This is a genomic window from Intestinimonas massiliensis (ex Afouda et al. 2020) (assembly GCF_001244995.1).
Lineage (GTDB): Bacteria > Bacillota > Clostridia > Oscillospirales > Oscillospiraceae > Intestinimonas > Intestinimonas massiliensis.
Window position 1 is genome coordinate 746,296 of sequence record NZ_LN869528.1, and the last position, 13,780, is coordinate 760,075.

General features: G+C 63.8%; 12 protein-coding genes. 5 read left to right on the plus strand and 7 right to left on the minus strand.

Annotated features, from left to right (window positions below):
* Nucleotides 1-17: 17 nt before the first annotated feature.
* The 7 genes from BN2154_RS03845 to BN2154_RS03875 form a co-directional block, all read right to left on the minus strand.
* Nucleotides 18-590 carry an MreC domain-containing protein gene (locus BN2154_RS03845; protein WP_050617522.1) on the minus strand — a complete coding sequence of 191 codons (573 nt, stop codon included), beginning with the start codon at nucleotides 588-590 and terminating at the stop codon, nucleotides 18-20.
* Entirely contained in the window at nucleotides 587-1,498 is a 912-nt protein-coding gene (locus BN2154_RS03850) for a ParB/RepB/Spo0J family partition protein (protein ID WP_050617523.1), read from the minus strand. Before BN2154_RS03850 ends, BN2154_RS03845 begins: the two co-directional genes overlap by 4 nt.
* A gap of 35 nt (nucleotides 1,499-1,533) precedes the next feature.
* Nucleotides 1,534-2,310, minus strand: coding sequence for a ParA family protein (locus BN2154_RS03855; RefSeq protein ID WP_050617524.1), 777 nt, complete (start codon nucleotides 2,308-2,310; stop codon nucleotides 1,534-1,536).
* 147 nt (nucleotides 2,311-2,457) lie between these two features.
* Nucleotides 2,458-3,264, minus strand: coding sequence for a ParB/RepB/Spo0J family partition protein (locus BN2154_RS03860; protein WP_050617525.1), 807 nt, complete (start codon nucleotides 3,262-3,264; stop codon nucleotides 2,458-2,460).
* Between the two features lie 172 nt (nucleotides 3,265-3,436).
* Complete coding sequence (locus tag BN2154_RS03865) at nucleotides 3,437-4,777, minus strand: butyryl-CoA:acetate CoA-transferase (protein ID WP_050617526.1); 1,341 nt, start codon at nucleotides 4,775-4,777, stop codon at nucleotides 3,437-3,439.
* Between the two features lie 230 nt (nucleotides 4,778-5,007).
* Nucleotides 5,008-5,865, minus strand: a complete 858-nt coding sequence (locus tag BN2154_RS03870) for a YitT family protein (RefSeq protein ID WP_050617527.1) — start codon at nucleotides 5,863-5,865, stop codon at nucleotides 5,008-5,010.
* A gap of 32 nt (nucleotides 5,866-5,897) precedes the next feature.
* Nucleotides 5,898-7,580: an S-layer homology domain-containing protein gene (locus BN2154_RS03875; RefSeq protein WP_050617528.1), complete on the minus strand. Its 1,683-nt coding sequence runs from the start codon at nucleotides 7,578-7,580 to the stop codon at nucleotides 5,898-5,900.
* A 250-nt stretch (nucleotides 7,581-7,830) separates the two neighbouring features.
* Here BN2154_RS03875 and BN2154_RS03880 point away from each other — a divergent pair, with 250 nt between their 5' ends.
* The 5 genes from BN2154_RS03880 (at nucleotide 7,831) to BN2154_RS03900 (ending at nucleotide 13,708) form a co-directional block, all read left to right on the plus strand.
* Nucleotides 7,831-8,403, plus strand: a complete 573-nt coding sequence (locus BN2154_RS03880; protein ID WP_050617529.1) for a xanthine phosphoribosyltransferase — start codon at nucleotides 7,831-7,833, stop codon at nucleotides 8,401-8,403.
* Between the two features lie 252 nt (nucleotides 8,404-8,655).
* Nucleotides 8,656-9,912 (plus strand): BMP family ABC transporter substrate-binding protein, encoded by a 1,257-nt coding sequence (locus BN2154_RS03885; protein WP_050617530.1) that lies wholly within the window; start codon nucleotides 8,656-8,658, stop codon nucleotides 9,910-9,912.
* A gap of 156 nt (nucleotides 9,913-10,068) precedes the next feature.
* On the plus strand, nucleotides 10,069-11,622 hold the full coding sequence (locus BN2154_RS03890) for an ABC transporter ATP-binding protein (protein WP_050617531.1): 1,554 nt from the start codon (nucleotides 10,069-10,071) through the stop codon (nucleotides 11,620-11,622).
* The gene (locus tag BN2154_RS03895) at nucleotides 11,619-12,728 is read left to right on the plus strand and encodes an ABC transporter permease (RefSeq protein ID WP_050617532.1); all 1,110 of its coding nucleotides are present in this window, start codon (nucleotides 11,619-11,621) and stop codon (nucleotides 12,726-12,728) included. The genes BN2154_RS03890 and BN2154_RS03895 overlap by 4 nt, the downstream gene beginning before the upstream one ends.
* Complete coding sequence (locus BN2154_RS03900) at nucleotides 12,725-13,708, plus strand: ABC transporter permease (protein ID WP_050617533.1); 984 nt, start codon at nucleotides 12,725-12,727, stop codon at nucleotides 13,706-13,708. Before BN2154_RS03895 ends, BN2154_RS03900 begins: the two co-directional genes overlap by 4 nt.
* Nucleotides 13,709-13,780 lie beyond the last annotated feature (72 nt).

The window sequence follows — 13,780 nt, forward strand, 5'->3', positions numbered from 1 at the left end:
CACGTGAAACATTCACATTATTCTAACCAGTCCACAAGCTGGCGATAAGCCTCCAGAGGGTCGTAAATTTCCAGCTCCTCCTCGGTCATGGCGGAGCGGATGCCTTCCAACGCCTTCTCCGTGGAGGCCGCCCCGGCCTCGCCCCATTCCTCCAGCAGGGCCCGGGCCTCCCGGTAGCGCCCCTGGTTATAGAGGGCCCGGAGCTGATTCAGCCGCATCAGGGCCAAGTTGGCCTCGGTTGCCGTCGACTGCTGCTCCTGGTTTTCCTGTGCGGCGCGGACGGCGTCGTTCAATTCGGACTGAAGCTCATCCAAGCGTGTTTGGAGTTCCTCATTCTGCCGCTTCAGCCCATCCCGCTCCGCAATCAGGTTGTCCAGGGACTGGACGGCGGAGTTGGAGGTCTGCTGCAGGTCGGCGATGGCCTCCTGATTGGCCCGCTGCTGCATAAAATAGGACAGGAGCAGTAACAGAAAAGCGGCGGCGATCAGGATGACCAGATAGGTCATCACCGAGAGCTTTTTGTGGGGCTTTTCGTGTTCCGCCGCGTGCTGGAGGGAGACCTGTTCTTCCTTGTCGCTTCCCGTGCTCACCGCGCGCCCCCTCCTTTGCCGCTTGCGAGGCGCGTTTCCAACTGGTCCAGCAGAAGGGTCAGGTCCTCGTCGTTGTAAAATTCAAATTCCAGCCTGCCCTTCTTGGGACCCATGGTGATGGAGACCTTGCGGCCCCAGTGGGTGGACAGCTCCTTGGCGGCGGCGTCCCGGTACAGCTTCATGGGGTCCACCGGCTTTTCGCCGCCGCACTCGTCCAGCTCCTGCTGCTCCCTGGACAGCCGTTTGGCCAGGGCCTCGGTCTGCCGGACGGAGAGGCCCTCCTCCACCACCTTGCGGGCCAGCCGCTTTTGCAGCTCCCCGGCCGGGGCGGCCAGAATGGCCCGGGCGTGCCCGGCGGAGAGCTTGCCCTCCTCCAAGAGCTGGCACACCGCGTCGGGCAGAGCCAGCAGGCGCAGGGCGTTGGCCACGGCGGGACGGGATTTGCCTACCCGCTGGGCGGTCTCCTCCTGGGTGAGGCCGTAGTCCTCCATCAGAGATCTGTAGCCCTGGGCCTCCTCCATGGGGTTCAGGTCCTCCCGCTGGAGGTTTTCGATGAGGCCCAGCTCCATGACCTTGCGGTCGTCGGCCTCGATGATGACCGCCGGGACCTCGGCCAGCCCGGCCAGCTTGGCCGCCCGCCAGCGCCGCTCCCCGGCGATGATCTGATAATAACCGGAGGCCAGCCGCCGGACGGTGAGGGGCTGGATGATGCCGTGCAGCCGGATGGAATCGGCCAGATCGGCCAGGGATTCCTCGTCAAAGCGTTTCCGGGGCTGCTTGAGGCCGGGCTCCACCTGGGCGATGGGGAGGGAGACCGAGCCGCCCTCCTGGCTTTGCAAGGCGGCGTCGCCCAGCAGAGCGCCCAGGCCCTTTCCAAGCCCCTTGCCCAGGCCGCGTTCGGATGCCATGTGATCAGTCCTTTCTGGTGAGAATGGATGCGGGGTCATAGCCGGGCGGCAAGGCAGCGGTTTTTCTCCAGCAGCTCCTCCGCCAGGGACCGATAGGCCTCGGCGCCCCGGGAGAGGCTGTCGTAGGCCGTTACCGGCTTGCCGTGGCTGGGGGCCTCGGACAGCCGGACATTCCGGGGGATGACCGAGGCGTAGACCTTGCCGGGGAAGTGGCGCTTGACCTCCTCCGCCACCTGCATGGATAGATTGGTCCGGCCGTCGTACATGGTGAGGACCACACCCTCCAGGTCGATGGAGGGGTTCAGGGACCGCTTGACGATCCGGATGGTGGACAGCAGGTCGCTGAGGCCCTCCAGGGCGTAATACTCACACTGGACGGGCACCAGAATGGTGTCCGCCGCGCACAGGGCGTTGAGGGTGAGCAGCTCCAGGGAGGGGGGGCAGTCCACAAAGATGTAGTCGTAATCCTCCTGGAAGGAGGACAGGGCCTGCTTCAGCAGGTATTCCCGCCGGTCCATGCCGATCATCTCCACCGTGGCGCCGGCCAGCGCCTTGTTGGAGGGGATCACGTCGGCCCAGGGGGTGGGGACCACCGCTTTGCGGCAGTCGGCGCCGTCGATGAGCACGTCGTAGATGGAGGGGGAGGCGGCAGTCTTGTCCACGCCCAGACCGGAGGTGGTGTTGGCCTGGGGGTCGAAATCGCAGACCAGCACACGGATCCCCAGCAGCTTCAGGGCCGCGGCCAGGTTCACACAGGTGGTGGTCTTTCCCACGCCCCCTTTTTGGTTGACTATCGCAATGGTTTTCGCCATAGGGCACCCGCTCTCTTTCTATCATTTGCAGAACTTCTACCATTATAATGCGTAATATGGTTTTATTCAACTGAGAAAAGCGAAAAAGAGCGCCAATGTTTCACGTGAAACATTGGCGCTCTTTTGATACCCGGTCTGCCCGGCCCGTTACGAGGCCGCCTTGGGAATCTTGATGGTCAACAGGATGGCGTCCTCCGTCTCCTGCCGGCCATACTCCGCGTTCACCCCGGCATCCTTCATCATGGACAGCCCCTTGGTCACGGTGTTGAGAAAGAGCCGCACGTCCTTAAGAATAAAGGTGGGCTTTTTCTTCCGGGGGGGAGGGGGAGTCAGCCGGGCCTCGATATAGGCCTCGGTCTGGGCCACGGTCAGATGGTGGTCGATGACGTACTCGAGCACCTCCCACTGCTGCTCCTCGGTCTCCAGGCGCAGCAGGGCCCGGGCGTGGCGCTCGGTGAGCCCGTTCTGGCGCAGCCGGTCCAGCAGCCGGGGAGAGAGCTTCAGCAGCCGCAGCTTATTGGCCACCGCCGACTGGGATTTGCCGATGCGCCGGGCGGCCTCATCCTGGGACAGGTCATAGGTGTGGATCAGCCGGTCCAGCGCCATGGCCTCCTCCAGAAAATCCAGGTCCCGGCGCTGGAGGTTCTCCACCAGGGCCAGCAGAGAGGAGCACACGCCGTCCACGTCGATGACAATGCAGGGAACCTCGCTGAGCCCGGCCATCCGGGCTGCCCGCAGACGGCGCTCGCCGGAGACCAGCTCAAAGCTCCCGTCCACCTTCCGGACGGTCAGAGGTTGGAGGACGCCGTGCTCCCGGATGCTGGCCGCCAGTTCCTCCAGGCCGTCGGGGGAAAAGCGCTTCCGCGGCTGGTTGGGATTGGGGTGCAGAACGTCCGGGTGAAGGTAGATGACACGGCCCGTCTCATACAGGCCCTTTCGACGTAAAAGCGGCATGTGGGCGGCCTCCCTTTTTGTTGGATACCCATATTTTACCATAAATTCCTGTAAAAGCAGTCGAACCGCGTCGAGTGGGAAATCTTTTGCGGACAGACCATTTCCCGGGGAAGAGCGCAGGGCCTGGCCGCAAAAAAGAGCCCGGCGGGGATGCCGCCGGGCCCTGGAGGGATCAGCGCTTGTTGGAGCGCTTCCAGATCTTCATCTGCTCCGCCTGGGCGATCAGCTCGTCCCGGAAGTCGGGATGGGCCACGGAGATGATCTTCTCCGCCCGCTGCCAGGTGGCGGTGCCCTTCAGGTCCACCATGCCGTACTCGGTGACCAGGTACTGGATGGTGGAGCGGGGGTCGGTGACGATGGACCCGTTGGCCAGGGTCGGGATGATCCGGCTCTTCAGCGTCCCGTCCTTGCCCGCCACAGTGGAGGACATGCAGATAAAGCTCTTCCCGCCGTTGGACAGGTAGGCCCCCATCACGAAATCCAACTGTCCGCCCGTGCCCGAGATGTGCTTGAGACCGGCGCTTTCGGCGTTCACCTGGCCGAACAGGTCCAGGTCGATGGCGTTGTTGATGGAGATGAAGTTGTCCAACTGGGACAGGACCCGCACGTCGTTGGTATAATCCACCGGCGCGGCCTGCACGTGGGGGTTGCGGTTGACGTACTCATACAGCTTTTTGGTGCCGGCGGCAAAGGCGTACACCTGACGGCCCTTGTCCAGGTTCTTCCGGGCGCCGGTGATCTTGCCCGCCCGGGCGATATCCACGAAGGCGTCCACGTACATCTCGGTATGTACGCCCAGATCCCGCAGGTCGGACTGGGCGATCATCATGCCCACGGCGTTGGGCATGCCGCCGATGCCAAGCTGGAGGCAGGCGCCGTTGGGAATGGCGGGCACGATCAGCTCCGCCACGGCCTGGTCCACCTCCGAGGGCGGGCCGCCGGCGCCCAACTCGGCCACCGGGGGATTGTCCCCCTCTACGATCTTGTCCACGTCCATGATGTTGATCTCGCTGCCCGTCAGGCCGTTCACCCAGGGCATGTTCTGGTTGACCTCCACGATGATGTGCTTGGCAACGGACAGCATGTCGGACAGATGGGAGGCGGCCAGGCCGTAATTAAAGTTGCCGTGCTCGTCCATGGGGCTGACCTGGATCATGGCCACGTCCACCGTGACGTTCTCACGGTAGAAGCGGGGCAGCTCGGAATAGCGCATGGGGCAGAAGTACCCCATCCCCTTGGCCGCGATCTTCCGGTCCACGCCGCTCATATGCCAGGCGTTCCAGGTAAAATGCTCGCCGGCGTCGTCTGCCTTGCAGATCTCCGGCATCCACATCGTCACGCCGCCGCGGACGTTTACGTCGGTCAGCTCGTCCTTTCGGGCCGCCAGCGCCCGGTCCAGGGCCACGGGGTGATTGGTGCACCAGCCATAGTCCACCCAGTCGCCGGACTGGATGATCTTGACGGCTTCGGCAGCGGTGGTCCGCTTTTTCTGATATTCGGCTTGATAATCCACTCGATCCACTCCTTTTTTATTTCTTCCACATACAAGAGACCCGTATGATGAAATACAAATCGAAAGCTGAAATATTTTCATTGGAAAGCGCAAAAAAGTACATAAAAACAGAGCAATCCGCACAAAAACGGGAGCATAGGACCATATTACCTGAGAAAAGCAAAGCTGTCAAGAAAAAGAAAAGAGGCCCCGGTCCGGAACGCCGCTCTGGACCGGGGCCGAAGCCGGGCTCAGGCCCGCAGGAAGCCCTTGCCGAAAATCTCGCTGGAATTGGTGACGATCATGAAGGAATGGGGATCGTGCTCCTTCAAATAGCGGCGCAGCAGCACCGCCTGCCCCCGGGTCAGCACCGTCAGCACCACCCAGTGCTCCTCCAAGGTGTAGGCCCCCTGGGCACGCCAGATGGTAGCGCCCCGGGCCAGGTCGTGGGTGATGAACCCGGAGACCATCCGGGGATCGGAGGTGATGATGATAAAGGCCTTGCGGCGGTTGAGGGACTCGATGACGCTGTCCACCAGCACCGACTTGAGCACCAGGCCCAGCAGAGAGCACAGCCCGGCGGTGATGCCGAAGATGAACAGGGCCGCGGCGGCGATGACGATGTCAGTGTAGAGCAGGGCGTGTCCCACGTCGGTGCCGCTGTACTTCTTCAGGATCATGGCGGCGATGTCTGTGCCGCCGGTGGAGGCGTCCAGGTTGAACAGGATGGCCGAGCCCAGGGCGGGCAGGAGGACGGCGAAAAAGAGCTCCAGCATGAGCTCGCCGGTGAGGGGGCCGTCCAGGGGGCACAGCCACTCAAACACCTGCACCAGGCCGGAGTACAGCAGGGAGCAGTACACCGTCCGCAGGCCGAAGCCCTTGTCCAGCAGCAGGAAGCCTAGAATCAGAAACAGGATATTGATGATGGTGTTGAAAGCGGATGGGGTGAGCCAGGGCACGTGGATGACCGCGCCCAGCAGAATGGACAGGCCCGACACCCCGCCCATGGAGAAGTGGTTGGGAAACTTGAAGAAGTAGACCCCCACGGACACCAGGGCGGTGCCGAGGGTCATCAGCAGAAATTCCTGGGCGAGCTTTTTCGGGCGCATGCCAATCGTCTCCCGTCCGTGGTGAGGATAAATCAGGGCCGCTGGGCTAAAATGGCGGGCCACACGTCGTAGTACAGCGCGGCGTCCTCCGCATAGCTGGGAATGTTGCCGACACGCCACAGCGAGACGCCGTTGACGCCGAACATCCGGGCCAGCTCGATTTTGTCGGTGACGCTGCGGGCGTCCTCGTACCAGAGCTGATAGCGGACGGTCCCGTCGTCCCCGGTGTAGACGGCGCAGGGGTTGCGGTCACCGGCGTCGTAGGTGATGACGGTGTCCGGCTGGGCCAGGCGCCGGGCGATGGTGGCTTGAGCCGGGTGATAGATGGTCTGGCTGGCCAGCAGACCGTTGCCGTCCACCTGGAACCCGGCGGTGCCGAAGGAGATGGCCAGGGCGATCTTGCTCCGGTCCTGTACGCCGGTGGCGGCGTCGGTGATGGAGGAGAGGGCCCGGAAGATGCTGGGGAAGGGGGTCACCGGGGAGTCAGGGGCCCGGACGCCCACATAGCCGTCGGGCACGGAGGTCCACTGGTAGTCGTGGGCCATCAGGATGACCTTGTCGCAGACCTCGCCGATGCCCCGGTAGTCGTAGCCCTTGTACCAGTCGTCGGGGGGCACGCAGACGTAGAGGGCCTTGTCCGCCGGCAGGGCGGCCCGGAGCCGGGTGAGAAAGGCCACGAAGGGAGCGCGCCAGTCGGCGGACTTCATACCCTCGAAGTCGATGGTGATGCCGGCATAGTCGGCCGCGGCGGCGGCCAGGGCCGACACCGCCTGCTCCCGGCCGGCCTCGGTATTCAGAACCTGGTCCAGGGCGCTGGTCTCGCCGCCCCCGGACAGGGTGAGCTTGGCGGTGTCGGCATAGACGTTCAGGTTATACGGCGTGCCATTCCCCTGGAAATAAGAGGTGGCGGCGGAGGCGTCGTTGGGCTTCACCCAGTCGTTGCCTCCGGCGCTGGTGGAGTTGAGCCACGCGCCGTTGGTCTCGTCCCAGCTCATACGGGCCCAGCCCACACTGACGGCGTCCATGTCGGCGGTATAGGCGATCTGGGCGTAGGAGGAGAAGGCGTAAAACCCATGGAGCCAGTTTACCCGGGCGGTATAGCGGTCATACACCCGCACCAGCATGGCCGCCGCCTGCCCCCGGGTGGCGAAGGAGGCGGGCTGGAACAGGGTCTGACCGGTCCGCTCATCCACGATGCCGTTGGTCATGCCGATGGCGGCGGCCACGGTGATGTGGCCGGCGTTCTCCGTCACGTCGGGGAAGGGAGCCCCCGCGGCGGCCAGGCTGTCGGCCAGCGTGTCATAGCCCAGGGCCCGCACCAGCATCACCGCCATGTCCGAGCGGGTGATGTAGCCCATGGGGTGGAAGGCCGTGTCCGCGTCCAGCACCCCGTGGGCACGGGCGGTCTCCACGGCGGCGTAGTACCACGCGTCGGCCGGGACGTCGGTGAAGGAGGGGACGGTGGGGGTCACCGTCTCCCAGCCGAACATGCGCTGGAGGATGGTCACAAAGGACGCCCGGTTCAGCGTCTCCTCGGGGCGGAAGGTGCCGTCCTCCAGACCCTGGACCAGACCGCAGTCCGACGCCTTGACCACGTCGTCATGGGCCCAGTGCTCCAGAGAGACGTCGGGGAACTCCACCGCCAGAGCCGAGGCGGACAGCAAGCAGAGCAGAACGGCGCAGATCATCAGCGCGGGAATTTGACGCTTGAGCATGATAAGAAAAACCTCCAAACGGAACACACAAAGGGGCGGATTCTGTCGCAGCCCCTATTGTAATGCTTATGGGGCAAAGCCGCAAGCCCTAAAAAACGGCTGCGGGCGCTGCGGCTTGGAAACATTCCGTGAAAAGCCCGGATATGACCGCCGCTTTTTGTGCAATTTGCTTGATTGAAGGGCGCGGCGTTTTCCTGTAAAATGAAGATAGTTTTTTCCATTACGAAAGATAGAGACAGGAGAAGGGGCCATGGAGCTTTTGGAGGAGCGCATCCGCAGGGACGGAAAGATTCGGGGCGGCGACGTGCTCAAGGTGGACAGCTTCCTGAACCACCAGATGGATGTGAGCCTCTTTGCCGAGATCGGCAAGGAGTTCCGGCGCCTGTTCGGCGACTGCGGGGTCACCAAGATTTTGACCATCGAGGCATCGGGGATCGGGATCGCGTGCGTGACTGCGCAGTTTTTTGGTTGCCCGGTCATCTTCGCCAAGAAGAACAAGACCAAGAACATCGCCGGGGACGTGTATACCTCCAAGGTGGAGTCCTTCACCCACGGCAAGGTCTACGACATCATCGTGGCCAGGGAGTTTTTGCGCCCGGAGGACCGGGTGCTGCTCATCGACGATTTCCTGGCCAACGGCAGCGCCCTGCAGGGGCTTATCAAGCTGGTGGAGGACGCCGGGGCCACCCTGGTGGGCGCCGGTATCTGCGTGGAGAAGGCCTTCCAGCCCGGCGGAGACCGCATCCGCTCCATGGGCGTGCGGGTGGAGTCCCTGGCCCGGATCAAGTCCATGAGCGAGGAGACCGGCGTGGAGTTCTGCTGAACAAGGGAACGAAACGGATGCCCGGCGTCAGACGGGCGGAGTGGAACGAACTTTGTTCCGACGACGACATAGGTTCTACGTATGCTGCCGCAGCCAAGAAGGGACGCCTTCTTGGGATGAGCGGATGGAAGCCAGACGGCTGCCAGTCGGCGATATGCGGTATCAGGATATCCCGGCTATGGCAGCCGTTTTTACATAGCGAATACGGGTATCACGTTCCATAAACCAACCAGAAATAAGGAGGAACCAGAAATGAAAAAGCGCATTCTCGCCCTGCTCCTGGGCGGCGTCATGGTCCTGGGCCTGGCCGCCTGCTCCAGCTCCGGCAGCCAGAGTCCCTCTCCCAGCGCCTCTGCCCCCGCCGCCTCCGCTCCCGCAGGGTCCACCCCCGCCGAGCCCGCCTCCGCCGTCAAGGTGGGCGGCATCATGCTCCACGACGAGAACTCCGGCTACGACATGGCCCACATCGAGGGCCTGACCACCGCCTGCAAGAACCTGGGCCTGGACCTGGACACCCAGCTCATCATCAAGTACAACGTGCCCGAGGATGAAAACTGCTACGACGCCGCCGTGGATCTGGCCGAGCAGGGCTGCACCATCATCTTCTCCGACTCCTACGGCCATCAGAGCTACATGCAGCAGGCTGCCTCCGAGTTCGAGGACGTGATCTTCGTCTCCTGCACCGGCGACAACGCCGCCGCCTCCGGCCTGGCCAACCTGAAGAACATCTTCCCCTACACCTACGAGTCCCGCTATGTCTCCGGCGTGGTGGCCGGCATGAAGCTCAAGGAGCTCCTGGACGCCGGTACCGTCACCGATCCCTACGTGGGCTATGTGGGCGCTTACCCCTATGCCGAGGTGGTCTCCGGCTACACCGCCTTCTTCCTGGGCATCCGGTCCATCGTCCCCGAGGCCCACATGGACGTGCAGTACACCCAGTCCTGGTACGACCCCGCCAAGGAGTCTGAGGCCGCCAACGCCCTGATGGCCCGCGGCTGCGTCATCATCGGCCAGCACGCCGACTCCACCGGTGCTCCCTCCGCCGTCCAGGCCGCCCTCGACGGCGGCAAGACCGCCTACTCCGTGGGCTACAACGTGGATATGCTCTCCGTGGCCCCCGCCGCCGCCCTGACCTCCGCCCAGAACGTCTGGTCCGTCCTGTACCAGACCACCCTGGACAAATTCCTCAAGGGAGAGGAGATCCCCGCCGACTTTGCCACCGGCATCAAGGACGGCGCCGTGTCCATCTCCGCGCTGGGCCAGTCCTGCGCCGAGGGCACCGCCGAGAAGGTGGAAGAGGTCTGGGCCGGCCTGAAGGACGGCAGCCTCAATATCTTTGACTGCGCCAACTTCACCGTGGGCGGTGAGCACCTGACCTCCTATACCGAGTCCTACGGCATGAACGGCGCCGAGACCATCACCGACGGCGTGTTCTACGAGTCCGTCATCCGCTCCGCCCCCTACTTCGACCTGCGCATCGATGGCATTACCGAGCTCACCGCCGAATAAATTTCATAAAGTACACCACAAACCGCAATGGAGGGCTTGGCAGCAAGCCCTCCATTTTGGTACAATAGAGTGGTACACGAAACCATGGCCCCGCCTGGATTCCGGGAAGGCCAGGGAGAAAGGGTGAATTGCTTGGCAACCGTAAATGTAGTCCAGATGCGGGGCATCACCAAAACCTTCGGTGCCGTTGTGGCCAACCACAAGGTGGATCTGGACATCCGCCAGGGGGAGATCCTCTCCCTGCTGGGAGAGAACGGCAGCGGCAAGACCACGCTGATGAACATGCTCTCGGGCATCTATTTCCCGGACGAGGGCGAGATCGCGGTGAACGGGCACCCCGTCACCATCCGCTCCCCCAAGGACGCCTTCGACCTGGGCATCGGCATGGTCCACCAGCACTTCAAGCTGGTGGACGTGTTCACCGCCGCCGAAAACGTGGCCCTCGGGCTGAAAAACGAGGGGCGGCTGGATCTCAAGGCGGTCTCCGGACGCATCCGGGAGATCTGCGCCAAGTACGGCTTCCAGGTGGACCCGGACCAGAAGATCTATGACATGTCGGTATCCCAGAAGCAGACGGTGGAGATCATCAAGGTCCTCTACCGCGGGGCCGACATCCTCATCCTGGATGAGCCCACCGCCGTCCTCACCCCCCAGGAGACCGACCGCCTCTTCGATGTGCTGCGCAACATGAAGGCGGACGGCAAGTCCGTGGTCATCATCACCCATAAGCTCCACGAGGTCATGGCCATCTCCGACCGGGTGGCGGTGCTGCGCAAGGGGGAGTACATCGGCGATGTGGCCACCCAGGACACCGATCCCCAGAAGCTCACCGACATGATGGTGGGCCGGGCGGTCACCCTGAACATCGAGCGGCCGGTAGTGGAGAAGCGGAACCTCCGCCTGGAGGTCCGGCACGTCACCGTCCTGTCCGACGAGGGGGTCAAGGCCCTGGACGATGTGTCCTTTGAGGCTTACGGCGGGGAGATTTTGGGCATTGCCGGCATCTCCGGCAGCGGGCAGAAGGAGCTGCTGGAGGCCATCGCCGGGCTCCAGAGCGTCCAGAGCGGCGGCCACATTCTCTACCACCCCCCCGCCCCCGATGAGGCCATCGCCGGGCAGCACGTGCCCGTGGATCGGGCGGGAGAGGAGCTCATCGGCAAGGACCCGTTGCAGATCAGAAAGATCGGCGTCTCCCTGGCCTTCGTCCCCGAGGACCGGCTGGGCATGGGCCTGGTGGGGGACATGGACATGCCGGACAATATGATGCTCAAAAGCTACCGGGCCGGCCGGGGACCCATGCTGGACCGCCGGGCCCCCAAGACCCTGGCCCAGCAGGTCAAGGATGAGCTGGAGGTCATGACCCCCAGCCTGTCCACCCCGGTACGTCGCCTGTCCGGCGGAAACGTGCAGAAGGTGCTGGTGGGCCGGGAGATCGCCTCCAGCCCCACCCTGCTCATGACCGCCTACGCCGTTCGGGGCCTGGACATCAACACCTCCTACACCATCTACCACCTGCTCAACGAGCAGAAAAAGAAGGGCGTGGCGGTGGTCTATGTGGGCGAGGACCTGGACGTGCTGCTGGAGCTGTGCGACCGCATCCTGGTCCTCTGCGCCGGGCACGTCAACGGCATCGTGGACGGCCGCTCCGCCACCAAGGAGGAGGTCGGCCTCCTCATGACCAATCTGAAAAAGGAGGATGAGCGCGCATGAGTACCCCGGCTGTCCACAAAGAGCCCGTCCTCCGCATCGCCAAGCGGGACGGCCTGCCCCACTGGAAGGGCTGGCTGATCCGCGTCGCCGCCGTGGTCCTGGCCCTGATCCTCAGCGGCGCCTTTATCTACGCCATCACCAGGCTCAACCCGGTACAGGTCTACGAGGCCATGTTCGAAGGGGCCTTCGGCTCCTCGCGCCGGAGCTGGGTCACCATTCGGGACGCCATGATGCTGCTGTGCATCGGCATCGGCCTGGCCCCCGCCTTCAAAATGAAGTTCTGGAACATCGGCGCCGAGGGGCAGATCCTGGTGGGCGGGTGCATGACCGCCGGGCTCATGCTCGCCCTGGGCGGCACCGTGCCCACTCCGGTGCTGCTGGTCATCATGGCCATCGCCAGTCTGTGCGCCGGGGCGGTGTGGGGCATGATCCCCGCCGTGTTCAAGGCCCGCTGGGGCACCAACGAGACCCTGTTCACCCTCATGATGAACTACGTGGCCATCCAGATCACCTCCTACTGCGTGGCCCTGTGGGAGAACCCCTACGGCTCCAACGTGGTGGGCATCATCAACCAGAGCACCAAGGACGGATGGTTCCCCGAGCTCTTCGGCCAGGCCTACGGCCTCAACGTCCTCATTGTGGTCGTCCTCACCGTGGGGATGTACATCTATCTGAAGAGCTCCAAGCAGGGCTATGAGATCGCCGTGGTGGGCGAAAGCCAGAACACCGCCCGCTACGCCGGCATCCGGCTGTCCAAGGTCTTTATCCGCACCATGGCCATCTCCGGCGCCATCTGCGGCCTGGCCGGCTTCATCGCCGTGGCCGGAGCCAGCCACACCATCTCTACCTCCACCGCCGGGGGCCGGGGCTTTACCGCCATCATCGTGGCCTGGCTGGCCCAGTTCAACACCTTCGTCATGGTGCTCATCTCCTTCCTGCTGGTCTTCCTCCAGAAGGGCGCCAGCCAGATCGCCTCCCAGTTCAAGCTCAACGAATTCGCCTCCAACGTCATCACCGGCATCATCCTGTTCTGCATCATCGGCAGCGAGTTCTTTATCCAGTACAAGCTGATCTTCCGCGGGAGAAAGGAGGCCCACCACTCATGATCGACATCCTGTCGCTGCTTCAGGCCTCCATCGTCTTCGGCACCGTGATCCTCTACGGCGCCCTGGGGGAGATCATCACCGAGAAGTCCGGCAACCTGAACCTGGGCGTGCCCGGCATCATGTACCTGGGCGGCATCGCCGGTCTGGCCAGCGCCTTCGGCTACGAGCTGTCCACCCCCACCCCCAACCCCGCCGTCTGTCTGGCGCTCTCCTTCGTCTGCGCCTTCCTGGCCGCCGCCGCCGGAGGACTGCTCTACTCCTTCCTCACCATCACCCTGCGGGCCAACCAGAACGTCACCGGCCTGACCCTCACCATCTTCGGCGGAGGCGTGGCCAACTTCTTCGGCGGCGCCCTCAACACCATGGCCGGCGGCGTGGGCCAGATCTCGGTGGCCACCACCTCCGCCGCCTACCGGGCCAACATCCCCGCCCTGGCCAACCTGGGCGCGCCCGGCCGGCTGCTGTTTAGCTACGGCTTTATGGTCTATCTGGCCATCCTGCTGGCCGTGCTGCTGCGCTGGTTCCTCAACCGCACCCGCATGGGCCTCAACCTCCGCTCGGTGGGCGAAAACCCCGCCACCGCCGACGCCGCCGGCGTCAACGTCATCCGCTACAAGTACCTGGCCACCTGCATCGGCGCGGGGATCTCCGGCCTGGGCGGGCTGTACTACACCATGGACTACATCAAGGGCACCTGGGCCAGCGAGGGCACCATCGAGGCCCTGGGCTGGCTGGCCGTGGCCCTGGTCATCTTTGCCGTGTGGCGGTCCCTCAACGCCATCTGGGGCGCCTACCTGTTCGGCTTCCTCACCTGGCTGTACCTGTATATCCCGGGCCTGAGCCGCTCCAGCCAGGAGCTGTTCAAGATGCTGCCCTATCTGGCCACCATCCTGGTGCTGGTGGTGGTGAGCCTGCGGAAAAAGCGGGAGAATCAGCCGCCGGCACATCTGGGGCTGTCCTACTTCCGAGAGGAAAGATAAGCGAACAAACCGCCGCCCGCCGCAGCCGATGGAAACGGCTGCGGCGGGCGGCGTTTTTTCCGGACAGCAAAA

What these genes read in the sequence shown, in the direction of transcription:
- BN2154_RS03850 (WP_050617523.1), bottom strand. Translation starts at nt 1,498, where the DNA reads ATGGCATCCGAACGCGGCCTGGGCAAGGGGCTTGGAAAGGGCCTGGGC.
- BN2154_RS03855 (WP_050617524.1), bottom strand. Translation starts at nt 2,310, where the DNA reads ATGGCGAAAACCATTGCGATAGTCAACCAAAAAGGGGGCGTGGGAAAG.
- BN2154_RS03860 (WP_050617525.1), bottom strand. Translation starts at nt 3,264, where the DNA reads ATGCCGCTTTTACGTCGAAAGGGCCTGTATGAGACGGGCCGTGTCATC.
- BN2154_RS03870 (WP_050617527.1), bottom strand. Translation starts at nt 5,865, where the DNA reads ATGCGCCCGAAAAAGCTCGCCCAGGAATTTCTGCTGATGACCCTCGGC.
- BN2154_RS03875 (WP_050617528.1), bottom strand. Translation starts at nt 7,580, where the DNA reads ATGCTCAAGCGTCAAATTCCCGCGCTGATGATCTGCGCCGTTCTGCTC.
- BN2154_RS03880 (WP_050617529.1), top strand. Translation starts at nt 7,831, where the DNA reads ATGGAGCTTTTGGAGGAGCGCATCCGCAGGGACGGAAAGATTCGGGGC.
- BN2154_RS03885 (WP_050617530.1), top strand. Translation starts at nt 8,656, where the DNA reads ATGAAAAAGCGCATTCTCGCCCTGCTCCTGGGCGGCGTCATGGTCCTG.
- BN2154_RS03890 (WP_050617531.1), top strand. Translation starts at nt 10,069, where the DNA reads ATGCGGGGCATCACCAAAACCTTCGGTGCCGTTGTGGCCAACCACAAG.
- BN2154_RS03895 (WP_050617532.1), top strand. Translation starts at nt 11,619, where the DNA reads ATGAGTACCCCGGCTGTCCACAAAGAGCCCGTCCTCCGCATCGCCAAG.
- BN2154_RS03900 (WP_050617533.1), top strand. Translation starts at nt 12,725, where the DNA reads ATGATCGACATCCTGTCGCTGCTTCAGGCCTCCATCGTCTTCGGCACC.